Origin of the sequence: Thiohalocapsa sp. ML1, assembly GCF_001469165.1 — a bacterium.
GTDB lineage: Bacteria > Pseudomonadota > Gammaproteobacteria > Chromatiales > Chromatiaceae > Thiohalocapsa.
Genome location: NZ_JABX01000012.1, coordinates 24,808 through 50,289 on the forward strand (window position 1 = coordinate 24,808; position 25,482 = coordinate 50,289).

The following is a 25,482-nucleotide window of genomic DNA, read 5'->3' on the forward strand; positions in this document are numbered from 1 at the left end:
AAAATGCGGGGCATCCTGCCCCGCTCGCCAGCCGCTCCGTCCATGAGCGCTTGCCGGCTGACTCGCCGTGAGCGCTTACGCCTTCGTGCTGCGGCGGCGACGGAGCGCCGCGAGACCGATCAGGCCCGCCCCGATCAGCGTAGTCGAGATGGGCTCCGGAATTCGCGTTTGCTCGAAAACATTGGTCACGCTGTTGATGCTATCCGCATCAGTCACATTCACTTCCTCACTCACCCAAATCGCGCGCGGATTTGGCACGAGGGGGGCGTCCACCCCGCCGCCGCTTGAGGTCAGCGTCGCGAGCAAGTCCCCCGGCGCATCGTCACCCAAGGGATCGTACTCGTAGACGCGCTTAGTTACTGATGTGTCGGTGTCCGCATCCGGTTTGTCGACGTCCAAATCTACCTTCGTGAAGACCTTGTCTTCGTCGAGGATCACTCCGGTATAGTCGAACGTAAAGAAACCAGTACCGGGGAACGGTTGAACCGGCGGCGACAGATTGATCTGCTGTGTCAGCAGCCCTGGGCCAGTCGCGTTGAAGGAGACTTGGATCCCTTCCGCGACGGCTTGGGTAAGATCGTTATCGATCGACTTAAGCGTCCATACCTTGTCGTTAACAAGGCAGCCGCTATCACCACGTTGAAACCAGTCCCACATGCTGAAAAGCGCTGGGGTGCCATTTACTTCGTTATAGCAATCCGTGTCGTTAGGGTCCGAGAAGGCGTGTGCCATCTGCATGCCGCTCAAGCTGCCCGCAAGCAGAATGCCGAGCGCGGTGAATTTCGTCATCGTGTTCATGTCTTACCTCATTGAGATTCGAAATAGATCCAATGCTTCTGTCACGCGCCCGGCTCTGTCGGGCCGCGTGGCGGTGATGCGGGCATGGTCGGCGCGGTCTCCCTGCGGGGGATGCGTCCGTGCGCTGAAGCCTCTCCTTAGGAAGCACCCAGTTGCCGGCGCCTTTCGGCGCCGGACTCACGTGGCGGCGCTTCCGCTGCTGCCCGCGACGCCCATTCCTCGCACGCCACAAGGGAATACAGTTCTCGTGCCAGCGCCTGTGAGTGTCTCCACTAAACGCGCATGGGGGATTCTCGATAATTGCTTATGTCCCTGAAAAATAGACTGTTCATGCGCGTGGTTTGGGTCGAGCGAGGTGCCTGAATCCGTCGATCACTCCTCACCCGCGGGCGTCAACGCAAGTCAGGTGTAATGCCCGTTTTACAGCGGCCCCTTTCGTGAGCATTCTAAAGCCCTGGATATATGCAAGCTGTCAGTGACAGCGAGATAGGCGGCATAGGGGAAACGCCTCTCCGGCTCTGAGTAAGACAATGAGCGGATTGAACAGGCAGGGTTTTCGGACTGTAAAAAAAGCTGACACATGCGGGTCGGTCCGGGCGTCGCTCAGGGAATGCCGCATTTCGTGAGCGAGGTCATCGGGAAAGCACCGAGCGCCGAGGGACTCCCGGTTACGTGATGCCGCAACGGCGCCAAAGGCTTGCAGATGAGCCAAGTTTCTTGGTGATAAGGCGCTTGAGGGCAAGAGAGCCGAGGGCTGAGCGGCCAAGGGAGCCCGCTTTTGGTCCTCGGCCCTTTGATTCGGATCGAGTGAGCGCCGCGAAACCCGGCGTCCAGGGCAGCGAAATCGCTATCGGGATCGCTATCGGGATCGACACGACATGACACGGGGCTACGGGAAGCTTGATGTCTACCGTCTTTCGATCGGTTGGTCAGCGCATCTGTGGCGATGAGCGGCGCGATTTCGATGCCGATTTCGATACCGATTTCGATTTCGATGAAGACGGGATGGAGCCCTACCGTAGGCGAGGCCGCGGACTGTACCCCTCGTGTTTGAAGCGTTCGTAGGCGTGCGATCCAAGCACAGGTGGAATTCCATGGCGCGCGGGCGGGGCCATGGACGTCGCCATCGGCGTGCAGGCCTTGGAGCGCCGGAGGGCGTGCTCAGCCGAAGCGATCTGCCCGGACGTGGCGCAGAATGAGGCGGGGAGGGGAGCCGGCATCGCGCCGAGCGGAATGGCGCCGGCAGCGCCGAGCCTGGCGCGCTCGGGCGGGCGGTGCGAGTCGCCGGCGGCGCCATGGGCCGCCGCCGGCGAGCGGTGCGGGACGTTGAGACGGGATCGAAGCGGTGCCTTCGACGTGCGGCCGCAGCGGTTATTGGGCGGCCTTCCGATGCGGGCGCACACCCGCGACTCCCAAGCCGGCAAGCCCGATGCCGAGCAGGGCGAGGGAGCCCGGCAGCGGAATCGGAATCTGCACGCCGTCGGTGGTGAAGTCGAGGGCAAGCGCACCGCCGACAGCGGTGGCTCCGATTTGCAGGCGCTTCAAGATCTCGATAGGCAGTGCCGTGTCGAAGGTTAGCGATCCCTCGGTGGTTTGGGAGCCGGAGACGTTGCCGAGGGTTTGGAGAATGAGGTTGCCATTCACGAGGGACTGCGCGCTGTAGAAGGCGTTTTCGAACCTCGACGCGTTGACCCGAGACGACCATTCAACCAGACCCGTTGGGCCGATGAAGTCCTCGAAAAGAAACTCGATCTCGAGGCCGGCGCCGTACGTGTTCGTCGCATTCACCAGCGCTTGTGTGGCGGTCAGGTTGCTCGTCGTGGCGATTGCGGAGGCAAAGTCCATGCTTACGCCAGCGTTGGAGTTGCCGGTGTTGACGGATGTCCCGAAATACTTGTCTAGGATGGGGCTGGTACCCGTCGTCACGACCAGGATGTTGCTCGGGGAGGCATAGGTTTCCGGCGTCCCTGGAGCGGCGAAGTCGGTGATCTTGATCGTAACGCCGGCAAGGGCTGCATCGCCGGCGCTCAAGAGGGCGCCGAGCACGATCAACTGTTGAATCTTCATGTGGACATTCCCTAAACCGATCGGTTTGTTGCGGGTTGCGGAGTGTTGCTCCTGCGTTCGGGGAGCGACCATGCGCCCGGGGGCGTCGCGCCGATGCAGACGAGTGAACAGTTTCATTGATACAGTTCTCGTGCCGTAAGCGCGTCGGCTTGTCCTGAAACATGGATAGGGGATGCACTTGTGTCAATAAAGCATGGATTTGTATAACAAAAGCGGGTCATCGCCGTGCCCGTGCGGCGGCGTTTCGGCCGGTTGTCGACGCTCCGGCGGAGCAGGCCGTGCCTGCGGGTGTTTGCGTTTTTTACAGTTGCCCGTGAATGCAGGGGCGACAACCGATAGGCCGGCGTGTGAAAGACCGAGGCGCGGGTCAGGGGAGGGACCCGGAACTACGTCAATAAAAGCAATGAGCGCTTTGTTTTAGTTGACGTTTGTTGCTGTAAAGAATCCTGACACTGCGCGGGTGCGCTGGTCTGTATGACGCTTCCGGAGGCGCAAGGCGGGGTTCAAGACGTGCATTGCACGGGGAATGGCAACGCGCGCGGCACGCGGGGCTCGCGGCCGGCTTCGAGCATGACTTCGAGCAGCGCGGATGGTCCGCGGAGCGGACGCTACGCATGGGGGATGGTCCGCGGAGCGGACCCTAGGCTTTGGCCGCGGGGGAGAGCGACTGCCGGGCTGGACGCTCAGCGCGGATTCGGCACCCGGCATTCCACCAGCGTGCCGCCGCCGTCGGGCTGGGTGACGGTGCAGGTGCCACCGAGCATGCCCGCGCGATAGACCATCAGCCGCAGTCCGAGTCCGCGCTTGGCGCCGGGCGGGATGCCGTGGCCGTCGTCGCGGATGCGCAGCACCAGCTCGTCGTCGCCGGCCTCCAGGCTGATGTCTACGCGCGTGGGCTGGGCGTGGCGCATGGCGTTGCTGAGCGCCTCCTGCGCGATGCGGTAGAGGTGCGCCGCCTGCTGCTCGCCGAGCGCGCCGATGTGCCCGGTGTGGCTGAACCGGCAGTCGATGCCGGCGGCGCGCTCCATGCCGGCGGCGAGCTCGGCGAGGGCGTTTTCGAGGCCGGGCGCGGAGACCTCGGCCGACAGCCCGCGGGCGATGCTGCGGCAGGTGTCCAGCGCGTGGCGCAGGTAGTCCTCCATCTGCGTGAAGGCATCGCCTGCGGCGTCGGCGCCGCTGCGCTTGAGCTGCTGGCGCATGCTGTGCGCGAGCATGACCAGCGCGGTCAGCTCTTGGCCCAGGCCGTCGTGGATCTCGCGGCCGACCTCCTCTTGCTGGCGCGTGCTGAGCTCGATGACATCGCGCTCCAGGCGGCGCTGCTCGCTCACGTCGCGGCCCACCAGCACCCAGAGGTTCTGCTCGGCGACGAAGCGCGCGGACAGCTCCAGCGGAAACCACTCGCCCTGGCCGCGGCGGCCGTGCAGCAGCCGCGGCGCGCCGTCTCGGGAGTCCGTGAGCACATCGGCCGGGCGGCCGTCGATGCGGGCGAGGAGGGCGTCGATGGGCTGGCCGGCCACGTCCGCGACGGTGCAGCGGAACATCGCCTCCGCGGCGCGGTTGAAGCTCTCGATGCGGCCGTCGGCATCGGTGGTGATGATGGCCTCGGCGGCGGCCTCCAGGATGGAGCGCAGCCGCAGCTCGCGCTCCGCCAGCGCACGCTGGGCGTCCTTGAGGTCGCCGACGTCGAGCATGCAGCCCAGCATGCGCACGACCTGGCCGTTGCTGTCGCGGTCGATGGCGCCGCGCGCGAGCACCGGCACCCAGCGCCTGTCGACGTCTTGACGACGGTACTCCGCCTGCCATGCGTCGGCGTCCCCGTCGATGGCCCCCTGGAGCCGCGCCAGCGCGCCGGCCCGGTCGTCCGGGTGGATGCCGGCGGCCCACCAGTCCGGCAAGGACTCGCCCATCGGCGCCGGCTTGCCGAACTGGCGCTCGTACTCGTCGCTCCACCAGAGCTCGCGGTGCGTGAAGTCGTATTCCCACACCGCCTCGTGCACCACGCGCAGCGCCCGGCGCAGCCTGAGCTCGCTGTCGGCGAGCTGCTGCTCCAGCGCCTTCTGCGCGGTCAGGTCGAGCAGCATCACCAGCACCCGGTCCATGGCTGCCTCATTGCCCGGCATCAGCGCAAACTGGCAGAGCATGGGCAGCCGGCGGCCGTTGGCGGTGCTCACCAGGTCCTCGCACAGCGCGACGCGCCGGCCGGAGGCGAAGGCCGCGAGCAGCTCGGCGAGCTTGTCCGTGCAGCACAGGTGCGGGCGTAGCTGGCCCGCGTCCGCGTCGTCGGCGATGCCGAGCAGCGCCCTGGCGGCGCCGTTGACGGCCGTGATGCGAATCCCGTCCCGGCAGGCGGCGAGCAGGTCCGGTTGCGCGGCGAAGAAGCGCGGGTCCGCGGCGCCCGGCCCGGCGCCGCGCAGGAGCTTCGCGACCGCGGACCAGTCCTGCTCCAGCATGGTCAGCGGGGCGTCCTCGAACAGCCGTCGGTAGTGCCGCTCGCTGGCCCGCACCGCCAGCTCCGCGGCGGTCTGCACGGTGACGTCCACGAGCGTCAGCACAACACCGTCGATGCGGTTCTCCTGGCTGCGGTAAGGCAGCACGCGGCGCAGCCAGCGCCGACCGGCGCCGTCGTCCAACTGGCGCTCGACGGGGGTCAGCGTCTCCAGCACCGCGGCGCAGTCCGTGAGCAGGTCCGCGTCGTTGATGCGGAACTTGATCTCGGTGAAGGGGCGTCCGATGTCGCCCGGGCGCAGGTTCAGGAGATCCTTGCAGGCGGGCGTGAACAGCTTGACCCGCAGCTCCCGGTCGAGGAACACGGTGATGGTGTTGGAGCTGGCGAGCAGATTGGTGATGTCGTCGTTGCGCTGCTCGACCTCCGCGACCTTCTCCTGCATCTGGCTGTTGACGGTCGCGAGCTCCTCGTTCACCGATTGCAGCTCCTCCTTGGCGGTCTGCATCTCCTCGTTGGTGGAGGCCATCTCCTCGTTGGCGGCCTTGAGCTGCTCGTTGGCGGTCTGCAGCTCCTCGATGGTGCTGTGCAGGTCGTCGCGGGTGGCACGGAGCTCGAATTCCAACTGCTCGATGGCGGTAAGCTCCGCGCCGTCGGCGTCTTCGGCCGCCTCGCTCGACGCCGCCGGTGCCGGGTCGCGGTCGCGGAAGGTGACGAGCAAGAGCCGCTCCGCCAGCCGGCTCTCGCGCACCGGATGCACCAGCACCTCCACCGGCACCCGGGTGGTGCCGCGCAGCACCTTGGCGTCGCGGACCCGGCTGGCCTTGCCGTGGGTCAGGGCTGCTTGGCAGGCACCGCGCACCGGTGTCACCAGCCCCTTGCGCAGCATCTCCACCAGCGAGCGTGTCGGCTCGCCGGTGGGCAGCTCCAGGTAATCCGTGGTCGGACCCTGGTAGTAGAGGATCTCGTAGCCGGCGTTGATGAGCACGGCGGCGGGCGCGTACAGCTCGCACAGCGCCCGGCGCGCGGTGTCCTTGAAGCGGCCGAGGGCATGATTCGTCCCGCTCAGCGGCTCCGGCGGCAGGGTGGGCGCCAACACGCCGGCCGTGGCGGCGCCGAAGATGTCGCCGCGGCTGCTGCCGATCCGCACGAAGATGCGCCAGCGCTTGGAGATGGTCTCGAACAGGTCGGTGTGTCTGCCCACCGCCTCCGCGTTGCCGAGGAACAGAAACCCGCCCGGGCTCAGCGCAAAGTGAAACCGCGCGATGACCTGCTCCTGGGCCTCCGGCTTGAGGTAAATCAGCACGTTCCGGCAACTGACGAGGTCAATGCGCGAGAAGGGCGGGTCGCGGAGCAGGTTCTGCACCGCGAACACCACGCATTCCCGCAGCGCCTTGCTCACCTGCTGGCGACCGCCGCCGAGATTGGTGAAGAAGCGCGCGCGCCGCTCCCGGCTCAGCCCCTGCATGGCCGCCTCGGTATAGACGCCGTGGCGGGCACGCTCCAGCGCGGTCTCGTCGATGTCGGTGGCGAACACCTGCACGTTGGCGGCGCGACCGCCGGCGCTGAAGGTCTCGATGGCCAGCATAGCGATGCTGTAGGCCTCCTCCCCGGTGGCGCAGCCCGGAACCCAGATGCGCAGCGGCGTCTCGCCGGAGTGGCGGTGTACCAGGGGCTCGATGACGTGGTCCCGCAGCTCCGCGAAGGCCTCCTCGTCGCGGAAGAAGCCGGTGACGCCGATCATCAGGTCTTGGTTCAGATGCTTGAGCTCGTCGGTCTCGCCGCGCAGGCGCGCCAGGTAGTCCTCGGTACGGCCGATGCCGAGCTGGTCCATGCGCCGGCGGATGCGTCGGCTGACCATGCTGGGGCGATAGTCGCGAAAGTCGTAGCGGGTGCGCACGCGCAGCAGCGCGAGCAGGCGGCGCAGCGCGTTCTGCTCCGAGGGTTCCGGCGAGAAGTCCTTCAGCACCGCCTCGCCGCCGGGGCGCGTGTGCTCCACCAGCGCGATCGGAATCTGTGCCGGCGGCAGCGCCAGGTCGGCAAGGCCGGCGTCGATGGCCGCCTGCGGCATATCGGGGTAGTCCGCCGTCGCCGGCTGCTGCACGACGCCCAGGCCGCCGGCGTTGACGATGGCGCGCAGCCCCTTGACGCCGGCATCGCCGGAGCCCGACAGCACCACACCGAGTGCGGCGGCGCCGAGATCCTCCGCGAGCGAGACGAGTACGGCATCGAGCGCGGCACGCCGGCCGGCGGTGCCCTGCAACTGCTCGATGCGGATGCGCCCGCCGCGCAGCGTGACGCGCGCGCCGGGCTGTGCGATGTAAGCACGGTTCTTGGCGGGAACAACGCCGTCGATGGCGGCGCCGACCGGGATGGTCGAATGCTTGCGGAGCAGCTCGGCCAGCAGGCTCGGCTGGTCCGGGGCCAGGTGCGGCATCACCAGCCAGGCGAGGCCGCTGTCCGGCGGCACGGCGGCGAAGAGCTCCTCCAACGCCTTGAGGCCGCCGGCGGAGCAGACGATGCCGACCACGGGGGGCACGTCAGGCCCGGGCGGGGGCGGCTCGGTCGGCGGTGTGTACGCTGCGTCGTCGATCAGCGACGGCGGCACCTGCGTGTCGTTGCCGGTGTCGGCGCCGAGCGCGAGGGCGTCGGGCGGATGCGCTGACGGCAGTGCGGCGTCGGTGGTGGCTGCGGTCGGCGGAAGGATGCCGGCGTCCGCCTGCGTCGTGTCCGGGTTGGGTGCTTGCGGCGCTGCCGGCTCGGTGTTTCGGCGATCCGTCGGCGGCTGCGGCATAGATTGCAGTTCCTGTGGCGTGACGGCCGCGTCTTAAGTCTCAGAGTCGGGAGTCAGAGTCGGGGCTGGTGTTTGCGGCAAGGATGCTTGCGCCTGCGCACGGGCGTGAGGAGGGAGGCCCGGCACAAGGGCGCCGCTGTCGGCGCCTGCCGGGCCGTGGACGGTTACGCCTGCTCGATGTGCCACTGCACCGCGTGGCGCACCAGCTCGCCGCCCGTGGCGAGCTGGAGCTTGCGCTTGATCTTTTCGCGGTGGGTCTCGACGGTTTTGACGCTCAAGTGCAGGCGCTCGGCGATCTTGGACGTGGACATGCCTTGGCCGATGAGGCCGAAGACCTCAAGCTCGCGGTCGCTGAGGTCCTCGATGCTGGAGGTGCCGGCGTCCTTCTTCTTCGCGAAGCCGTTGATGACGCGCTCGACCATCTTCTCGCTGAGGTAGATGCGCCCGGCGAGCACCTGCTGGATGGCATCGAGGATCTGCTCTGTGACTTGGTGCTTGTTGACGTAGCCGCGGGCGCCGGCGTTGATGGCGCGCTCGGCGAACAGGGACTCGTCGTGCATGGAGCAGACCAGCATCTTGAGCTGCGGCATGTGCACCTTGAGCCGCTTGATCAGCTCGATGCCGCTGCCGTCGTCGAGGGAGATGTCGATCAGCGCGAGATCGGGCTCCAACTTGCGCGCGACGTCGATGGCGTCGCGGACGTTGCCGACCTCCGCACAGATGCTGAGCTCGGGCACCTCGGCGAACAGGCTCCGCAGGCCCGCGCGCACGAGCGGGTGATCATCGACGATGAGAATACGGGCGGGTTGACTCTGACTTGCCATGAACTTCGTCGCTCCTCTTTCCTCTGACTGACTCCGGGGCGATACCCGGGGGCTGATTGCTGATCAGAGCCGTGTGGACTCCGCTGCCGTCACGGCGTTGATCCTGTCCTGCACGGCGCGGTTCGGCGCCCGTCACACTGCGGCAACAGTGCCGCACGAACTGCAGATTGGCTGCTGGCGTCAGGCGCGTGGGCCGGCGATTCCCTTTTCTACGTTTTGTGTCTCTTGGGTGACGACCAGGTGTTGCCGAGACGGGGTCAACCGCGGGTCTGTTGCGATCGGTGCCCCCATCCGCGCCGGACCGTTTGTGCGATCCTGTGCGGCCCCACGGTCAGGAATTGCCGCTCCCTCGTTGTTGGAACAGATGAAGCCCGAACCGGGAAATTGTGACAAGGTTCAAGTTCACCGTTGTGCACTATTTGCTGACGGACGGCGCGGAATTCGCCGCGGGCGGATTGGGCTGGACGCGCCCTAGAGGCAAGCCGTACAAGGGCTTCGGTATGGCCCCGATGATGCGGCGCGCCTGCGCCGGATCACGGACAGCACGCCCGCGCACCATACTTGAAGGACGAAGTTGTAGGTTAAATGTAGGTTAAAGGCGTACAGGCGCGGTTCGCTGCCTCTGCGAGCTCCAGGGCGTCCGACACGGGCGCGCCAACGGCTCGCGATGGTCTTGACCGTCGGCCTGTTCCGGTCGTCCGGCATGGGGCCGCGGTGTCGCGCTGCGGGATCGCCACCGACACGAAAGGTGGATTTTTTGGCCATGGGCCGATCGCCGACGGCGGTCGGTCGGGCTTCGGGAGGCAGATTCGGGAGGCAGAACGCTATGGACCGATCTCACGAGGGGCGCAATCACGCCGAGCCGTCCGGCGGGCATCCCGGCATGGTGCTGGAGCCGGCGCTGGATGGAAAAACAATGGCCACGCGGCTCGCCGCCGAGCGGCATCGGCGTATCGAGGTGCGGGCCTATTTCATGGCAGAGGCGCGCGGCTTCGCGCCCGGTTATGCGCTTGATGACTGGCTCGTCGCCGAGGTTGAGGAGGATGCGGCGGAGCGCTCGCTGTAGCGGCGCGGGGCCGCAGACGAGCTGAGGGAAGCTTCAAAAATAACCGGTACAGTCGTTGCGGCGGGCAGGGCCGAGGTTGGCTCCCTCGGCCCTCGGCCCTCCTCAAGCAGCGTCCTGCACCGGGTTCGCAAGCCGGCCGATGCCCTCGATGCCGACCTCCACATGGTCGCCGTTGGCCAGAAACACCGGCGGCTGCCGCGCGAAGCCGACGCCGGGCGGCGTGCCGGTGAGGATCAGCGTGCCGCGCAGGAGCGTGGTGTCGCGCGACAGGAAGGCGATCAGCTCCGCCACCGGAAAGATCATGTCCGCCGTGCTGCCGCGCTGCATCTCGCGCCCGTTCAGCGTGCAGCGGACGGCGAGCCGCTGCGGGTCCGGCAGCGCGTCGGCCGTCACCAGCGCCGGGCCGAGCGGGCAGAAGCCGTCGAAGCCCTTGCCGCGCACCCATTGGCCGCCGCCGCCCTGCTTCTGCCAGCGCCGGGCGGAGACGTCGTTGGCGCAGGTGTAGCCAAGCACATATTCCAAGGCCCGCGCGGCGGGCACGTTGCGCGCCGTGCGGCCGATGACGACGGCGAGCTCCGCCTCGTAGTCCACCTCCGGCCCATGCTCGCAGGCGGCGGGCAGCGGGATCGGCGCGCCGGGGCCGATGACGGCCGTGGTTGGCTTCATGAAGACCACCGGGTGGGCGGGGATCGGTGCGCCAGTCTCGGCGGCATGGGCGCGATAGTTGAGCCCGATGCAGAAGATGTTGACGGGCGTGATCGGTGCGAGCAGGTGCTTAATCTCGGCCGTCTCGTCGGTGGCGGTGAGCGAGCCGAACGGAGCGCCGGCCAGCACCGTTGCGGCGTGCTCGTCCAGCGGCTCGCCCCACAGGGTGCGGCCGTCCGGCGCCACGAAGCGGATGATATGCATGGCCTTGCTGCTCTTGTTCGTTGGCGGGGAGTATGGCGAGCGCGTCGAACTAACCGTCGATGACGGTTGTTCAACAGTTTTTTTTCAATTGCGAATTTTTCAACTACGAAATACACGAAACACGCGAAAAGAACGGTCGTCGGCCGAGCATTTTTCGCGCTTTTCGCGTGTTTCGTAGTTCCTCTTCGGTCGTCTCGAAGATTCTTGGTTCCGGCTTTGCCGGGTTAGGATGCCTGCGGAAGACGCCGCGCCATCCCCACTTTCCACCGTATGACTACGACTGATCAGACCGCCGCCGCGCCCGTGCGCGCGACCGCGGCGCCCGCAGCGACGCTGCCCACCGACGCCGACCTGGCCGGCTGCTTGCTGCGCGAGCGCTACGCGCTGGGCGCGCGGCTGCGCGGACTCAAGCGCCGGGCGGGGCAGGGGCTGCCGGTGGATCGCGGGCTCGCGCGCATGGTCGAGACCATGGCCGAGTCCCGCGCGCTGGCGGAGCGCCGTCGCGCCGCGGTGCCGGCGGTGCAGTATCCGCCGGAGCTGCCGGTGAGCGAGCGCCGGGACGACGTGGCGCGGCTGATTCGCGCGCACCAGGTCGTGATCCTGTGCGGCGAGACCGGCTCCGGCAAGTCCACGCAGTTGCCGAAGCTGTGCTTGGACCCGGCGATGGGGCTAGGTCGGGGGCTAGGTCGGGAACTGGCCGAGGGCGGCGCCGGGCGCGGCGTGTTCGGGCGCATCGGCCACACCCAGCCGCGGCGCATTGCCGCGCGCAGCCTGGCGAGCCGGGTGTCGCAGGAGCTTGGCACGGAGCTGGGCACCACGGTCGGCTACAAGGTGCGCTTTCACGACCGGGTGCGCCCGGAGACGTCCATCAAGCTGATGACCGACGGCATCCTGCTCGCGGAGCTGGCGCATGACCGGCTGCTGACGGAGTACGACACGCTGATCATCGACGAGGCCCACGAGCGGAGCCTCAACATCGATTTTCTGCTCGGCTACCTGAAGCAGCTCCTGCCGAAGCGCCCGGATCTCAAGCTCATCGTCACGTCGGCGACCATCGACCCGGAGCGCTTTGCCCGGCACTTTGCGGATGCGAACGGCGTCGCCGCGCCCATCATCGAGATCAGCGGCCGGACCTATCCCGTCGAGGTCAGGTATCGCCCGCCGGAGGAGCCGTCCGCCGGCGAGCGCGACGACGCGATGCAGCTCGCCATCTCGGACGCCGTCGCCGAGCTGGCGCGCGCAGGCCGCGGCGACGTGCTGGTGTTCCTGTCCGGCGAGCGCGAGATCCGCGAGACCGCGGAGACGCTGCGCAAGCACCACCCGCCGAGCACGGAGATCCTGCCGCTGTATGCCCGCCAGGGGCCAGCGGAGCAGGCGCAGGTGTTCCAGCAGCACGGCAGGCGGCGCGTGGTGCTGGCGACGAACGTGGCCGAGACCTCGCTGACGGTGCCCGGTATCCACTACGTGGTCGATCCGGGCTTTGCCCGCATCAGCCGCTACAGCCATCGCAGCAAGGTCCAGCGCCTGCCGGTGGAGCGCGTGAGCCAGGCCAGCGCCGACCAGCGCAAGGGCCGCTGCGGGCGCGTCGCCGCCGGCGTCTGCATCCGCCTCTACGACGAGGACAGCTTCGCGTCCCGCGCGGAATTCACCGAGCCCGAGATCCGCCGCACCAACCTCGCGGCGGTGATTCTGCAGATGAAGCTGCTCGGCTTCGGCGATATCGAGCGGTTTCCGTTCATTGACCCGCCGGACCCCAGGCTGATCTCGGACGGCTATCGCACGCTGGAGGAACTGGCCGCGCTCGGCCGCGACGGCGCGCTGACGGCCTTGGGCAACCAGCTCGCGCGGCTGCCGGTGGACCCGCGCATCGGGCGCATGCTGCTCGCGGCGGCGGAGCACCGGTGTGTCAAGGAGATGCTCGTCATCGCCGCCGCACTGAGCGCGCAGGACCCGCGCGAGCGCCCGCTGGAGCAGCGCCAGGCCGCCGATGAGATCCACGCGACGTTCAACCATCCGGAGTCCGACTTTCTGGCCTTCCTGAACCTTTGGCGGTTCCTGGAGGAAGAGCGCAAGCGTCTGTCTCGCCGCAAGTTCCAGCAGCTTTGCCGGCAGCATTTTCTGTCCTGGACCCGCGTGCAGGAGTGGCACGACGTGCATGCGCAGTTGAAAGAGCAGATGCAGGAGCTCGGCTTCAAGGAGAACGCTGCCGAGGGCACCGTGGAGGAGATCCACCGCGCGCTCTTGACCGGCTTGCTCGGCAATATCGGCGTGAAGGACGAGCAGCGCGAGTACCTCGGCGCCCGTGGCGGGCGCTTCCTCATCCACCCGAGCTCCGGTCTGTACCGGGACAGCCCGAAGTGGATCGTCTGCGCCGAGCGTGTCGAGACCACCCGCGACTACGGGCGCGTGGTGGCGAAGGTGCAGCCGGGCTGGATCGAGCAGGCCGGCGCGCATCTGATCAAGCGCAGCTACGCCGAGCCGCACTGGCAGTCCGAGCGCGGCTATGTGGGCGCCTTCGAAACCGTGACGCTGTTCGGCGTGACCTTGGCGAGCCGGCGGCGGGTCAACTACGGGCCCATCAACCCGGCGGAGTCGCGCGAGGTGTTCCTGCGCTTCGCTCTGGTGGCGGGCGACTTCGACACCCGCGCGCCCTTCTGGCGGCACAACCGGGAGCTGATCGAGTCCGTGCATGCGCTGGAGGCCAAGTCCCGACGGCGGGATATTCTGGTGGACGAGGAGGCGATCTACGCCTTCTACGCGGCGCGGGTGCCGAGCGGCATCTGTTCCAAGCCGCAGCTCGAGCAATGGCTGCGCAAGGCGACCCGTCAGGAGCCCAAGCTTCTGCACATGCGCCTGTCGGACGTGCTCGCCCGCGATGCCGCCGAGGTGACCCGGGAGCGCTATCCGGACAGCCTGCGGGTCGGCGCCACGGACCTGCCGCTGGAGTATCAGTTCGACCCCGGTCAGGGTGCGGACGGCGTGACGCTGGTGGTGCCGCTCGCGCTGGTGAATCAAGTTGCCCCGGAGCGGCTCGATTGGCTGGTGCCGGGGCTGCTGGCCGAGCGCATCACGGCCATGCTGCGGGGCTTGCCCAAGTCCATCCGCAAGGCCTTTGTGCCGATCCCGGAGACGGCGGCGCGCGTTGCGGCGCGGCTCAAGCCCTCCGACCGGCCGCTGATTCAGGCCGTCGCCGAGGAGCTGAGGGCGCAGACCGGCGTGCAGGTGCCGGAGGACGCCTGGGACCTGTCCGCGCTGCCCGCGCATCTGCGCATGAAGGTACGGCTGGTGGATGCCGACGGGCGCGCCGTCGCGACGGGCGAGGATCTGGTCGCGCTGAAGCGCGGGCACGGCGGTGCGGGCTCGACAATGCCGGCGGCAGCCGATCAGCAGCGCGATGGCATCGAGCGCGACGGCATCACGCGCTGGGACTTCGGCAGCCTGCCGGAGCACGTGGACCGCTCGCATGGCGGCATTCGGCTGCGCGGCTGGCCGACGCTGGTGGACCGGGGCGAGTGCGTCGCGATCCGCGTGCTGGACGCCGAGCACACCGCGGCTGCGGCCATGCGCGCGGGGCTTAGGCGGCTCATCATGCTGACGCTGGCGCAGGATATGCGTTATCTGCGGCGCAATCTGCCGGGGCTCGATCGCATGCGCCTGCAATATGCCAAGGCGCCCAGGCCCGCGCCGGCCGCGGAACGGGACGGCACGCCGCCGGACCTCGCCGACGAGCTGGTCGCACTGATCCTGGATCTCACCTTTACCGAGGGACAGCCGCCGCTGCGCGATCAGGCGAGCTTTGAGGCCCGCATCGGCGCCTGCAAGGGCCGGCTCCTGCCGACGGCGGGCGAGGTCTGCGCGCTGGCGGCGCGCATCCTCGAGGCCTACCAGCAGTTGCGCAGGCGCCTCGACGGCATCACGCAGGTGAACTGGATGCCGTCGGTGCTCGATCTGCGCGCGCAGCTCGATGCGCTGGTGTTCCGGGGCTTTTTGCAGCAGGTGCCCTTCGAGCGGCTGCGCGAGTATCCGCGCTATCTGAAGGCCGCCGAGCAGCGCGCCGAGAAGCTGTCGCAAGCCGCAGGGCGCGACCAGCAGCGCTTGGCCGAGCTGGCGCCGCTGCTCGGCAAGCTGCGCGAGCGCCAGGCCGCCGCCCGCGCCGCGGCGCGCGACGACCCCAGGCTCGATGAGATTCGCTGGCTGCTGGAGGAGCTGCGCGTGTCGCTGTTCGCGCAGCAGCTCGGCACTGCCGGTCCGGTCTCGGTGAAGCGCATCGAGGCACGTTGGCGGGAGCTCGGGCTGTGAGCCGCGTCGAGCCAGCCGCCGATCGGTTGGGACGCGCGCGTGCTCGCGCCTGCTAGACTGGTCCCGCGACCGGCCATCCGAGCCCACCACCATGACGCTGACGCAAGAAGACATCGACTTCATCAAGGCCAACATGGCTGACTGGCTCATCGAGCAGAGCCTCGGCAGGCCGACGGCTGTGTACGAGATCGAGCTGCGCGAGCGCATGGTGCGCGTCGAGGAGGCGCTGAAGCACCAGCTCGAGCTGATGCGCGAGGGCTTCGCGCAGATGGACAAGCGCTTCGAGCAGGCCGATCAGCGCCACGTGGAGCTGCGCCAGGACATGATGGCGCGCTTCGAGCAGGCCGATCAGCACCGCCAAGAGCTGCGCCAGGACATGCTGGCGCGCTTCGCGCAGGTGGACAAGCGCTTCGAGCAGGCCGATCAGCGCCACCTGGAGCTGCGCCAGGACATGATGGCGCGCTTCGAGCAGGTGGATAAGCGCTTCGAGCAGGTGGATAAGCGCTTCGAGCAGGTGGATAAGCGCTTCGAGCAAGTGGACAAGCGCTTCGAGCGCGTCGACGACCGCTTCGACGAGATGATCCGCCGCCATGATCGCCACTTTCTGTGGCTCATCGGCTTCATCAGCACCGTCGGCGCACTGATCGTCGCCGCCGTCAAGCTCTGATAGCCGGCGATTCGCCGGCGGCTGGGGCGGTTTCCCCTCGCTGACCGGCGCCGAGACAGCGCAGATGCCATGCCCGTGACCGAGCCAGCCTACCTGCAGACGCTGATCCCGCCCGAAATCCTGGCGCCCAAAGACCGTCTCGCCCGCGCCCGCTATATCCAAACACTCGACCCGGAGCGCGATTGCGAGCAGATCGGCTTCCTGCTCGGAAGCTGCGAGTTTCCATGGGACACGCAGCGCGCGCTGGAGCTGGCGCTCCTGCGCACCTTCGGCGTCGCCAAGGGCACGCCGCTGCTCGTGGACACCGGCGAGCTGATCCGCCGCACCCAGAAGCGCTACGACGATACGGCCCTGATCCTGGCCGAGATCCAGGAGAACGGCGTGGATCATCCGCGCGGGCGAGCGGCGTTGCGCCGCATGAACCAGCAGCACGGGCGTTACGCGATCCCGCAGGATGAATACCTCTACACGCTGACCACCTTCGTCTTCGAGCCGATCCGCTGGAACGCGCGCTTCGGCTGGCGGCGCATGACCGAGGGCGAGCGGCTCGCGACCTTTCATGTCTGGCGGCGCATCGGCGCGCGCATGGGCATCCGCGACATCCCCGATGATTACGCCGAGCTGGAGCGCTTCAACATCGACTTCGAGCGGGCCAACTTCCACTACTCGGAGCACAACCACGCGCTGGCCGTCGCGACCCGCAACCTGATGCTCGGCTGGTTCCTGCCGCGGCCACTGTGGCCCCTGGCCGCGCCCTTCCTGCACGCGCTGCTGGACGCGCCGATGCTGCAGGCTGTGGGCTTCGACCCGGCGCCGGCACCGGTGCGCACGCTGGTGCTGGGCAGCATGGACCTGCGTCGGCTGCTGCTGCGCCGGCTGCCGCCGCGGCGGCGCCCGCGGCTCCTGACGCGGCTGCGCAGCCGCACCTATCCGCACGGCTATGACATCGACGGGCTGGGCGCTGATCGATGATCAGGCGCCGGGTTCAAGGCCCTCGACCCAGGCTAGAAAGGCGTTGACCTGCCGGTGCAGCAGCGCCGCGGCCCGGGGCAGCCGCCCGCCCACGAGCCGTTCTCGCTCCCAGTCCAGCTCGAAGGAGTAGGCGCTGCGGAAGACGTGCCGGAAGCCGCGGAAGTCGTTCAGCAGGCGGTACAGCTCGTCGTCGATGACAGCCGGGCGATGGCTCGGGATCTCCAGGCGCATGCGCCGTAGCAGATCCGCGTGCCAGGTGTCGGTGCCGATGTCGTTCTCGAAGTAGGCGGCGATGGCACGGAAGATGTTCTCGCAGCCGTTGTAGAAGTTGTGCAACAGGTAGCCGACGGCGCCGCGGTCGTAGTCGCTCACGGCTTCCGGCGGTTGGCTCAGCATCGGTTCCACGGCCGCGAAAGCGGACTCCAGCCGCTTGAGCTTCGCCAACTCGTCGCGGATGTCCGCCAGCAGCAGCCCGGGGGGGTTGGCCGCAGACTCCTTGACGGCATCAAATGCGTGCAGATGAGTCGAGTTACGCCACGGCACGCGAGCGAAGGGCCGAGGGCCAAGGGCCGAGGGCCGATTGCCAAAGGAGCCCTCCGCGGCTCTCGGCCCTTGCTTCTCTTGCGACAACGAGCGGGTTTCGCAACACGGCTCACCCTGTTCTTGTCGGTCTGAGGCGCCGCCCAGCTCGATACACTCCCCGCGCGCGATGGCTTTGGCGACAAAGGTCGGATCGTCATCCTGCGTGTGCAGGTCCAGCGGGCGGCGAAGGGCCTCCTCCAGCTCCCGGCGCAGCTCCCAGTACGCGGCGGGGCCGATGCCGAGCACGACCAGGTCCACATCGGAACGGGCGTGGGCGCTGCCCGCCGGGATGCTGCCGAACAGGTAGGCCGCCGCGGCGCCGTGGCGGGCGACGATGGGGGGAACCACCGCGAGCACTTGCGCGCGCAGGCGCGCGGCCTCGGCGGCGCGCTCGGCCTCCAGCTTGGCCTGACGCGTGCGCAGCCGGGTCACGTCGAAGCCCTTGTGCAGGAAGGGCGGCTGGCTCGGCATGGTCTCTTCGGTCATCGTCATCGGCTCGGTGCAAGTTTGGCAGGTGCTCGGACCTTCGCATCGTTGTTGTGACGTCCGCGTTTGCCTTGCGGGAGTACGCGTTGCCGGTTGCGCGTAATCGTCTCCTCCGGGTATCGGCTTGCGCTAGTCTCTGCGCCTGACCGGCATGCTTGGTGCTTGCAAAGCGAAACGCTCGCAGCGCATGCGCAAGCGCCGCGGTTCCTCAACGGAGCATCATGATGTTCGACAGGCTTCGGGAAGATATCAACTGCGTGTTCGACCGCGACCCGGCGGCACGCAATACCTTCGAGATCCTGACCACCTATCCCGGCCTGCACGCGGTGATGATGCATCGGCTCGGGCACAAGTTGTGGCAGCGCGACTTCAAATGGCCGGCGCGGCTGCTGTCCAATGTCGCGCGGCTATTCACCGGCATCGAGATCCACCCGGGTGCGGTCATCGGCCGGCGCTTCTTCATCGACCACGGCATGGGCGTGGTCATCGGCGAGACCGCAGTCATCGGCGACGACTGCACGCTCTACCACGGCGTGACCCTCGGCGGCACGAGCTGGCAGAAGGGCAAGCGGCATCCGACGCTTGGTTGCGACGTCGTGGTGGGGGCGGGCGCCAAGGTGCTCGGCCCCATCGACATCGGCGACGGCGCGCGCATCGGCTCCAACGCCGTCGTGGTCAAGTCGGTGCCGGCCGGCGGTACCGTGGTTGGCGTGCCGGGTCGGGTCATCGAGCGCGTGGGCGATGCGACAAGCAAGCGCCGCGCCGACACGGCCAAGCGCATCGGCTTCGATGCCTATGGTGCCGTGCGCGATGCACCGGACCCGGTGGCCAACGCCATCAACCGGATGCTGGACCACATCCACATCATGGACCGGCGCATGGAGGCCATGTCGCGGGCGCTGGAGGAGCACGGCATCACGCGGCACTTTGAGCACCTCAGCGATCTGGAAGGCTGCACCATAGACCCGGCGATGCCCGATGCGCCATCCGAGGAGGCGGCACAGACCGCCGCCGGTTCCGGGCCGCGCCAGCCGTCGCCCGCCGTGGCCGCTCGGACGGCGCCTACTGCCGACACCGTCGCCGACGGCGAACGTTGAGTGGGAGCCCGGTCGTCGGCGCACTGAAACCAAGGGCCGAGGGCCAAGGGCGGCTCTCTCGGTCCTTGGCCCTCGGCCCTGCCCCCCGAAGGCGCCGTTCTAGGTCCAACGCGAAGAACGCCAATGCCACAAAAAATTGATGGTCAAACTAGGTTATCGTAGGATTCGCGCCATGTCTTGAATCTGGAGGATAACCCGTGCGCTTGACTACCAAAGGCCGCTATGCGGTCACCGCGGTGCTCGATCTGGCCATCAACGAGGGCCGCGGCCCCATCGCGCTCGCGGATATCGCCGAGCGCCAGGGCATCTCGTTGTCGTACCTGGAACAGTTGTTCGCGAAGCTCCGCAAGTGCGGCGTCGTCTCCAGCGTGCGTGGGCCGGGCGGCGGCTACCACCTGGCACGCGAGGCGCGCACCATCCATGTCGCGGAGGTCATCACCGCCGTGGACGAGCATCTGGACACCACCCGCTGCGGCGGCAACGGCAATTGCAAGGACGGCGGCCCCTGTCTCACCCACGACCTTTGGATGGATCTGAGCGAGCGCATCCACGGCTACCTCACTAACATCAGCCTCCAGGACTTGGTCGATCGGCGCCCGGAGCAGACCGGCAAGTGCTCGACCCGCGCCGGAGTGGCCGACGCCGCGACGGTGCCGTTGACTGCCGCCGCCCGCGCACGCGCTGCCGGCGCCCAGTCCTGAGATAAGCCCGCCTGAGCGCGCGGGCGCACCGGCGCGGCCTGGGTCAGCATTGCTCCCAGGGCAGGCCACGGAAGCGCCAGCCGCCCTGGGTGCTGCGGTGATGGTCCTCGTCCAAGTCCCCTTCGAAGCCCTCGTCCACGTGAAAGACATTCCCCAGCCCGGCCGCCAGCAGTGCCTTGCCCGCTTCCAGCGAGCGCTTGCCGCTGCGACAGATCAGCACCACCGGGGCGCAGGGTCCCTCCGGCGCGCAGGTGGCGCCGCCGAGCAGGAGCTTGCGGATTTCGGTGACAAACTGCGGATTCACGGTCCAGTCGGGCTCATCGATCCAGGGCACGTGCACGGCGCCCTTGGGGTGGCCGACGAACAGGAATTCCATGGTCGAGCGGATGTCCACCAGCACCGCCTGCGGCTTCTCATGCAGCAGATCGTAGGCGTCCTGCGGCGACAGCGGGCGTGGTTCGCTTTGGTTTTCGGGGTGGTGCTCGGTCATGCGGGCGCTCTCCGGGCGGTGTGGCGAGGGCTCTGGAATGCTTCGGGCCGGCGTCCGAGTTTAGCAGTGGGGCGGCGGTGATGGCGTCGAAGGACCAGGCTCCGGGGCCTGCGGAGGTGCAGCCGATCGCAGGCCTATCGCCGCCGCCGCCCGGCAGGACGCAGGCCCATGCAGGCACCGCGGATGAGCCCTACCTCAGGGCGCTGCTCAGGCTCCTTGCGCGGGTTCCGCTCGGCGTGGCGCACGCGCTCGGTGCTTTTGTGGGCTGGTGGATCGCGCACACGCCGAACCGCCAGCGCCGCAACGCGCTGATCAACATCGCGCTGTACCGCCCGGAGCTCGACACCCGCGCCAAGATCCGCCTGCGCAACCGGAGCTTCGCCGCCTTCGGGCGCACCTATGCCGAGATGGGCCGGTTGTGGCTGGGGCCGCCGGAGGAGGTGCTCGGGCTGATCCGCGAGGTGCGGGGCGGTGAGCTGCTGCGCCGCGACGACGGCCGCGGCCTGATCGTGCTGTCGCCGCACCTCGGCGCCTGGGAGCTGGCGGGGCTGTACCTGGCGGCGCAGGGGCCGACGGCGATCTTCTACAAGCCGCAGAAGCGCCTGGACGACGTCATCGTCGCCGCGCGCCGGCGCAGCGGTGCGACGCTTGCCCCCATCACCGCCCGCGGCATCCGCGCGCTGGTGGACGCCTTGGCGGCGGGCGGCTACGCCGGCATCCTGCCCGATCAGGAGCCGCGTGCGGATAAGGGCGCGGCCTTTGCGCCGCTGTTCGGGGTGCCCGCGTGGACCATGGTCTTGGTGAACCGCCTGGCCAGGAAAAGCGGCGCGCGTGTGATCTTCATGTTCGCGGAGCGGCTGGCCCGGGCGCGCGGCTACCGCATCCACTGCCTGCCGGCACCCGATGGCATCGACAGCGACGACGACGTCACCGCCGCCGCGGCGTTGAATCTCGGCATCGAGCGCTGCATCGACGTCTGCCCGGAGCAGTACCTGTGGGCCTACCGGCGCTTCCGTCGTCGCCCGCCCGGGGAGCCGAAGGTCTATGTCGGGGGTCTCGGCGATTACGACGCCATCGAGCGCGCGCGCCGGCTGCGCCGGGCCGCGGCGCCGACGTGAGCGCCGCTCCTGCACAGCACTGCGACAGCCGCGTGCCGGACGTGGCAACATGGCCCGTCGCCGCGCCCCGAGTGGGCAGCAGGACGTGGACTAGCGAAGTTTCGCCTCGACCGCGAAGGGCCAAGGGCCAAGGGCTGAGGCGGCCTGTTGGCCCTAGGCCCTTGGCCCTTTCAAGTCCGCCAGCGCCCGCAGCGTCACACGCAACTGCGAGACCGCTATGCCCGACCTGACCCATTTCGACGCCGACGGCGCCGCCCGCATGGTGGATGTCGGCCACAAGGAGGTTACGCACCGCGTCGCCGTGGCCGAAGGCCTGATTCGGATGCAGCCCGCCACCCTCGCGATGATCGTCGCCGGCGGTCATGCGAAGGGCGACGTGCTCGGCGTCGCGCGCATCGCCGCCATCATGGGTGCCAAGCGCACGGCGGATCTGGTGCCGCTGTGCCATCCGTTGCCGCTGTCGCGCGTCGAGATCGGGCTTGAGCCCGACGCGGCGCTGCCCGGCGTGCGCTGCACCGCGCGGGTGGAGACCACCGGGCGCACCGGCGTCGAGATGGAGGCGCTCTGCGCGGTGCAGGTGGCGCTGCTGACCATCTATGACATGTGCAAGGCCGTGGACCGGGGCATGGTCATCGCCGCCGTGCAGCTTTGCGAGAAGTCCGGCGGGCGTTCCGGGCACTGGCGCCGCGGCACTGAGGCCCGCGGCCACGAGGAGGAGGGCGCAGCATAGGACCCGTGCCGCATCGAAATCGAAATCGCTATCGGGATCGACACAATATGACACCGAGCCACGCAAAGCTTGAGGTCTACCTTCTCTCGATCGGATACCAGGTTCGATAGGGTCAGATCATGTACGGCGATGAGAGACGCGATTTCGATGTCGATACCGATTTCGATTTCGATGGAGGCGGCAAGGGGTCCTAACCGCGGAGCTTAATGCCCTACGCCGCAGCCCTTGCATCACCTGAATCCCGACTCACGCGCCGAGCTGGCGGGACCGGCTGCTCGGCCGCTGAGCAGCCCTCACCACGGACTTAATCTCGCCATGCATCCCGACTTTCAGCGCGCGAGCTTCCTCACCGCCGCGGTCAATCGTGCCAGCACACCGCCGGACGAGGGCTTCGAGGTGGCCTTCGCCGGGCGTTCCAACTCCGGCAAATCCAGCGCCATCAATCGCATTTGCCACCAGCGGAGCCTCGCACGTACCAGCCGGACCCCCGGGCGCACGCAGCAGCTCGTGTTCTTCCGCCTCGATGACGAGCGCCGGCTCGTGGACCTGCCGGGGTACGGCTTTGCAAAGGTGTCGCTGGCCATCAAGGCCGGCTGGCAGGGTCTGATGGAGGATTATCTGCGTCGTCGCGAATGCCTGCGGTCGCTGGTCGTGGTCATGGACATCCGCCATCCGCTGACGGACATCGACCGGCACATGCTCACCTGGGGCCGCGCGGCTGCGCTGCCGATGCTGGTGTTGCTGACGAAGGCGGACAAGCTCAAGCGCGGCCCGGCCATGCGCCAGCTCGCGGACGTGCGCCGGGCGTTGGCCGCGGAGCCCGGCGACGTGACGGTGGAGATGTTCTCCGCCGAGACGGGGCTCGGCGTCGAGGGCGTGCAGACACGGCTCGCGGAGTGGCTGGCACTGCCCGCACGGGAGTTGGAAGCCAAGCCTTGAGCGGCCGCTGACGCGAAATCGCAGCCGGACACTGTCGCTTGAGGCGGACGCGAGCTCAGGGCAGCACTTCGATCTCAAGCTTGATGTCGGTTCCCGATGAATGCTGGCCGGACTCTTGCCGATCGTGTCAGAACTCGCCGGCCGCGGCGCCCTTCATCATGCTGCGGATCGTGTCGCGGACCTTGATGGCCTCGGCTTTCAGCTCCGGCGGCAGTGACTTGCCACCGTGAATCATGAGATCCAGGTTCATCGAATAGAGCGCAAGGTTGCCGGCCCTGTCCTCCACCAGCGCAATGCGGCAGGGCATGAAGCCGCTGTAGTGGTCCCGGTACTCGAGCATCAGCTTGCCGACCTGCGCGTCGCAGAACGACAGGAAGTTCACGTACCGGTAGTCCTCGCCGGTGATGGCCTCGATCTGCGTGTAGAAGGGAGATTCGCCGACGAAGAGCAAGCCGCTCGATGTCGCGAGGCTCTTCAGCGATGTCACAACGTCCTCGACGGTGAGGTCCTCCTGCACCGGCTCGGACCACATCATGGCGACGCCCGGGTCGCCGGTCTCGATGAGGCGCCCGGCGAAGGTCGCGTAGGCTTTTGAAAAGCCCGGGTCGAAGCCGGCGAGCTTCGGCCCCAGCCAGGCCGCGCCGATGATCAGCGCGACGAGGGCCACCAGCCCGAACAGGGCCAGCAGGTTGCGGATCAGGTTCATGCAAGCCTCCCGGTGGCCCCGGGGTTCGGGGTGCGTGTCTATTGTTCTTGTGCTGCCTGCCGCGGTGAGCAGGCTTGGTGCCGCAAAGGCCTCGCGGACGCGCCCGGCTTCGCAACGACGCCGCTCTTTGACACAGGGCCGAGGTCGGGTATGCCGAGCAGCACCCGTGGCCGCCGTCCGCGTCGCGGCCCGATGGCGGACGGCACAACGCAAGCCGGTGCCCGGCCGCAGGGCGGCCGGGCACCGGTATCACTCAGCCGGCCGGGGCGGGCGCCGGCGGTGCGGCTTCTGCGCCACCCGCCGGGGCGGGCGCTGCCGGTGCGGCTTCTGCGCCACCCTCGGGGGCCGGCTCTGCCGGTGCGGCGCCGGTGTCATCGCCGGGTGCCGGCGGCATCATCATGCCCGGTCCCATGCCGGGTCCCATCATGGGCCCCCTGCCGTAGGGCATGCCGTGCGGGCCGCAGTAGGGCGGACAGCCTTCCATCATGCCCTGCGGCGGCATGGGCGGTGCTTCGCGCGAGGCGCCGCCGCCGAACAGCGCGGCGATGGCCTCTTTCTGCTCGTCGCTCATTGCCTCGATGGTGGAGCGGTACTCTTCGTACTTCTTCAACATCTCTTCGCGGCGCTGCTCGGCGGCCACCCACGGCGGGGTCTCAGGCAGTTCCCTGCCCATCTCGGCGGCGCGCTCACGCATGGCTTCCCAGCGCTCCAGGCGCATCGCCTCGAACTCTTCGCGTGTCATCGGCTCGCGCTGGCTCATGCCCTCCGGCATGGCCGGCGGCTCGGGCTGGGCCCAGGGCGGGGTCTCCGGCAGGTCGAGGCCGACCTCTTGGGCGCGCGTGCGCAGCTCCTCGTAGCGCTTGTTGCGCTCGGCCATCGCGGCCTCGAAGCGCTTCTCCATGTCGGCGCGGGCATCTGCACCGGCATCCGCGGCCGGGGCTGCCGCAGTGGCGGGGGCCTCAGCCGCGGCTGGTGCGGCAGCCTCGGCCGGGGCGGCAGCGGGTGCCGCGGCCGGGGCGGCAGCGGGTGCGGGTGCCGCAGCCGGTGCTGGCGGGGTTGCCGGCGCGCCCTGGTCTTGTGCCATCGCGGGCGCGATGGCAAGACCAAGTACCGCGGCAGATACGCAGAGGAGTTGGCGATTGGTTCGAATCATTTGGATCGCTCCCTTGTCGGTGGTTTCAGTGGTCCGCAATGCCTCGGGCCATGCGGCAACCTAAGAGATGCCTTGCACCCGCGGACAGGCTGTCCGCACGGGGCCTCGCCGCGACCGCGGGCGACGCCGACCATACCACGGTTGCCGCGTGGAAAGAACGCACCGAGCCGGCGGCCGATCGATATCGCTGCGCGGTCCAGAGGGTGCGCGGACATCGACTCCGCGACTGTGCGGCGCCGGGTCGGTCACTCGCCGAGCAGCTCTTGCACCGCCGCGAGCAGCTCGTCGCGCTTCACCGGCTTGGCGATAAAGATCTCGCCGGAGATTTGGGCGGCCCCGGCGCCGGTCTCGCGCTTGGTGACGATGGCCGTCAGGAAGGCGTACTTGATCTTGCTGAGCTCCGGGTCCTGCTTGAGCTGCTCCGCAATCTCGTCCCCGCCCATGTCCGGCATCATGACGTCGAGAAAGATCAGGTCGGGGCGGAACTCACGCGCGGCGCGCAACGCGTCCGCGCCCCGATTCTCTTCACGGACCTCGTAGCGCCCGGTCTGCTCGAGGTTGAGTCGGAGCATCCGCGTTAGCGCCGGCTCGTCATCCACCAAAAGGATCTTTTTCTTGCTCATGTCTGCACGAGAAGTCGC

19 protein-coding genes are annotated in these 25,482 nt (G+C 68.3%); 9 read left to right on the forward strand and 10 right to left on the reverse strand.

Going from position 1 to position 25,482, the window contains the following annotated elements; translation table 11 throughout:
• Nucleotides 1-75: 75 nt before the first annotated feature.
• The 4 genes from ML01_RS09615 to ML01_RS09630 form a co-directional block, all read right to left on the reverse strand.
• Nucleotides 76-798, reverse strand: a complete 723-nt coding sequence (locus ML01_RS09615; RefSeq protein WP_058555185.1) for a PEP-CTERM sorting domain-containing protein — start codon at nt 796-798, stop codon at nt 76-78.
• A gap of 1,371 nt (nt 799-2,169) precedes the next feature.
• On the reverse strand, nt 2,170-2,982 hold the full coding sequence (locus ML01_RS09620; RefSeq protein WP_082674116.1) for a PEP-CTERM sorting domain-containing protein: 813 nt from the start codon (nt 2,980-2,982) through the stop codon (nt 2,170-2,172).
• A gap of 566 nt (nt 2,983-3,548) precedes the next feature.
• A complete protein-coding gene (locus tag ML01_RS09625) occupies nt 3,549-8,102 on the reverse strand; it encodes a CheR family methyltransferase (protein ID WP_058555187.1) in 4,554 nt (1,517 codons plus the stop codon).
• 164 nt (nt 8,103-8,266) lie between these two features.
• Complete coding sequence (locus ML01_RS09630; protein WP_058555188.1) at nt 8,267-8,926, reverse strand: response regulator transcription factor; 660 nt, start codon at nt 8,924-8,926, stop codon at nt 8,267-8,269.
• An 826-nt stretch (nt 8,927-9,752) separates the two neighbouring features.
• Between ML01_RS09630 and ML01_RS30525 the strand changes: the two genes are divergently transcribed.
• Nucleotides 9,753-9,992, forward strand: coding sequence for a DUF2934 domain-containing protein (locus tag ML01_RS30525; RefSeq protein ID WP_058555189.1), 240 nt, complete (start codon nt 9,753-9,755; stop codon nt 9,990-9,992).
• Nucleotides 9,993-10,094: 102 nt separating this feature from the next.
• Here the strand turns inward: ML01_RS30525 and ML01_RS09640 are convergent, their stop codons facing one another.
• Nucleotides 10,095-10,901: a fumarylacetoacetate hydrolase family protein gene (locus ML01_RS09640; protein ID WP_058555190.1), complete on the reverse strand. Its 807-nt coding sequence runs from the start codon at nt 10,899-10,901 to the stop codon at nt 10,095-10,097.
• Nucleotides 10,902-11,171: 270 nt separating this feature from the next.
• On the opposite strand from ML01_RS09640, the gene hrpA reads away from it, so the two are divergent.
• From hrpA to ML01_RS09655, 3 genes are all read left to right on the forward strand, one after another.
• Nucleotides 11,172-15,200, forward strand: a complete 4,029-nt coding sequence (gene hrpA / locus ML01_RS09645) for an ATP-dependent RNA helicase HrpA (protein ID WP_082674118.1) — start codon at nt 11,172-11,174, stop codon at nt 15,198-15,200.
• A 91-nt stretch (nt 15,201-15,291) separates the two neighbouring features.
• Nucleotides 15,292-15,867, forward strand: a complete 576-nt coding sequence (locus ML01_RS09650) for a hypothetical protein (RefSeq protein ID WP_058555191.1) — start codon at nt 15,292-15,294, stop codon at nt 15,865-15,867.
• A 75-nt stretch (nt 15,868-15,942) separates the two neighbouring features.
• Entirely contained in the window at nt 15,943-16,839 is an 897-nt protein-coding gene (locus ML01_RS09655; protein ID WP_254045197.1) for an oxygenase MpaB family protein, read from the forward strand.
• Here ML01_RS09655 and ML01_RS30530 read toward each other — a convergent pair whose 3' ends face one another.
• A complete protein-coding gene (locus ML01_RS30530; RefSeq protein WP_254045198.1) occupies nt 16,840-17,907 on the reverse strand; it encodes a nucleotidyltransferase family protein in 1,068 nt (355 codons plus the stop codon). It abuts the gene before it with no gap.
• A gap of 224 nt (nt 17,908-18,131) precedes the next feature.
• Here ML01_RS30530 and cysE point away from each other — a divergent pair, with 224 nt between their 5' ends.
• The gene (gene cysE / locus ML01_RS09670) at nt 18,132-19,004 is read left to right on the forward strand and encodes a serine O-acetyltransferase (protein ID WP_082674120.1); all 873 of its coding nucleotides are present in this window, start codon (nt 18,132-18,134) and stop codon (nt 19,002-19,004) included.
• A 197-nt stretch (nt 19,005-19,201) separates the two neighbouring features.
• Nucleotides 19,202-19,705 (forward strand): Fe-S cluster assembly transcriptional regulator IscR, encoded by a 504-nt coding sequence (gene iscR, locus ML01_RS09675; protein ID WP_058555192.1) that lies wholly within the window; start codon nt 19,202-19,204, stop codon nt 19,703-19,705.
• A gap of 43 nt (nt 19,706-19,748) precedes the next feature.
• Here the strand turns inward: iscR and ML01_RS09680 are convergent, their stop codons facing one another.
• Nucleotides 19,749-20,195, reverse strand: a complete 447-nt coding sequence (locus tag ML01_RS09680; protein WP_058555193.1) for a rhodanese-like domain-containing protein — start codon at nt 20,193-20,195, stop codon at nt 19,749-19,751.
• Between the two features lie 116 nt (nt 20,196-20,311).
• Here ML01_RS09680 and ML01_RS09685 point away from each other — a divergent pair, with 116 nt between their 5' ends.
• From ML01_RS09685 to yihA, 3 genes are all read left to right on the forward strand, one after another.
• Complete coding sequence (locus ML01_RS09685; protein WP_371258201.1) at nt 20,312-21,313, forward strand: lysophospholipid acyltransferase family protein; 1,002 nt, start codon at nt 20,312-20,314, stop codon at nt 21,311-21,313.
• 217 nt (nt 21,314-21,530) lie between these two features.
• Nucleotides 21,531-22,043, forward strand: a complete 513-nt coding sequence (gene moaC / locus ML01_RS09690) for a cyclic pyranopterin monophosphate synthase MoaC (RefSeq protein ID WP_058555195.1) — start codon at nt 21,531-21,533, stop codon at nt 22,041-22,043.
• A gap of 315 nt (nt 22,044-22,358) precedes the next feature.
• The gene (gene yihA, locus ML01_RS09695) at nt 22,359-22,982 is read left to right on the forward strand and encodes a ribosome biogenesis GTP-binding protein YihA/YsxC (RefSeq protein ID WP_058555196.1); all 624 of its coding nucleotides are present in this window, start codon (nt 22,359-22,361) and stop codon (nt 22,980-22,982) included.
• Between the two features lie 127 nt (nt 22,983-23,109).
• On the opposite strand, the gene ML01_RS09700 is transcribed toward yihA, so the two are convergent.
• The 3 genes from ML01_RS09700 to ML01_RS09710 all read right to left on the reverse strand — a co-directional run bounded on the left by ML01_RS09700 (nt 23,110) and on the right by ML01_RS09710 (nt 25,464).
• On the reverse strand, nt 23,110-23,688 hold the full coding sequence (locus tag ML01_RS09700; protein ID WP_058555197.1) for a DUF302 domain-containing protein: 579 nt from the start codon (nt 23,686-23,688) through the stop codon (nt 23,110-23,112).
• Between the two features lie 253 nt (nt 23,689-23,941).
• A complete protein-coding gene (locus ML01_RS09705) occupies nt 23,942-24,772 on the reverse strand; it encodes a hypothetical protein (protein WP_156427632.1) in 831 nt (276 codons plus the stop codon).
• A gap of 314 nt (nt 24,773-25,086) precedes the next feature.
• Nucleotides 25,087-25,464 carry a response regulator gene (locus ML01_RS09710; RefSeq protein ID WP_058555199.1) on the reverse strand — a complete coding sequence of 126 codons (378 nt, stop codon included), beginning with the start codon at nt 25,462-25,464 and terminating at the stop codon, nt 25,087-25,089.
• Nucleotides 25,465-25,482 lie beyond the last annotated feature (18 nt).

Bases quoted from the DNA above. Each gene is read 5' to 3' on its own strand.
- ML01_RS09615 (WP_058555185.1), bottom strand. From the start codon at position 798: ATGAACACGATGACGAAATTCACCGCGCTCGGCATTCTGCTTGCGGGC.
- ML01_RS09620 (WP_082674116.1), bottom strand. From the start codon at position 2,982: ATGAAACTGTTCACTCGTCTGCATCGGCGCGACGCCCCCGGGCGCATG.
- ML01_RS09625 (WP_058555187.1), bottom strand. From the start codon at position 8,102: ATGCCGCAGCCGCCGACGGATCGCCGAAACACCGAGCCGGCAGCGCCG.
- ML01_RS09630 (WP_058555188.1), bottom strand. From the start codon at position 8,926: ATGGCAAGTCAGAGTCAACCCGCCCGTATTCTCATCGTCGATGATCAC.
- ML01_RS30525 (WP_058555189.1), top strand. From the start codon at position 9,753: ATGGACCGATCTCACGAGGGGCGCAATCACGCCGAGCCGTCCGGCGGG.
- ML01_RS09640 (WP_058555190.1), bottom strand. From the start codon at position 10,901: ATGCATATCATCCGCTTCGTGGCGCCGGACGGCCGCACCCTGTGGGGC.
- hrpA (WP_082674118.1), top strand. From the start codon at position 11,172: ATGACTACGACTGATCAGACCGCCGCCGCGCCCGTGCGCGCGACCGCG.
- ML01_RS09650 (WP_058555191.1), top strand. From the start codon at position 15,292: ATGACGCTGACGCAAGAAGACATCGACTTCATCAAGGCCAACATGGCT.
- ML01_RS30530 (WP_254045198.1), bottom strand. From the start codon at position 17,907: ATGACCGAAGAGACCATGCCGAGCCAGCCGCCCTTCCTGCACAAGGGC.
- cysE (WP_082674120.1), top strand. From the start codon at position 18,132: ATGTTCGACAGGCTTCGGGAAGATATCAACTGCGTGTTCGACCGCGAC.
- ML01_RS09680 (WP_058555193.1), bottom strand. From the start codon at position 20,195: ATGACCGAGCACCACCCCGAAAACCAAAGCGAACCACGCCCGCTGTCG.
- moaC (WP_058555195.1), top strand. From the start codon at position 21,531: ATGCCCGACCTGACCCATTTCGACGCCGACGGCGCCGCCCGCATGGTG.
- yihA (WP_058555196.1), top strand. From the start codon at position 22,359: ATGCATCCCGACTTTCAGCGCGCGAGCTTCCTCACCGCCGCGGTCAAT.
- ML01_RS09700 (WP_058555197.1), bottom strand. From the start codon at position 23,688: ATGAACCTGATCCGCAACCTGCTGGCCCTGTTCGGGCTGGTGGCCCTC.
- ML01_RS09705 (WP_156427632.1), bottom strand. From the start codon at position 24,772: ATGGCACAAGACCAGGGCGCGCCGGCAACCCCGCCAGCACCGGCTGCG.
- ML01_RS09710 (WP_058555199.1), bottom strand. From the start codon at position 25,464: ATGAGCAAGAAAAAGATCCTTTTGGTGGATGACGAGCCGGCGCTAACG.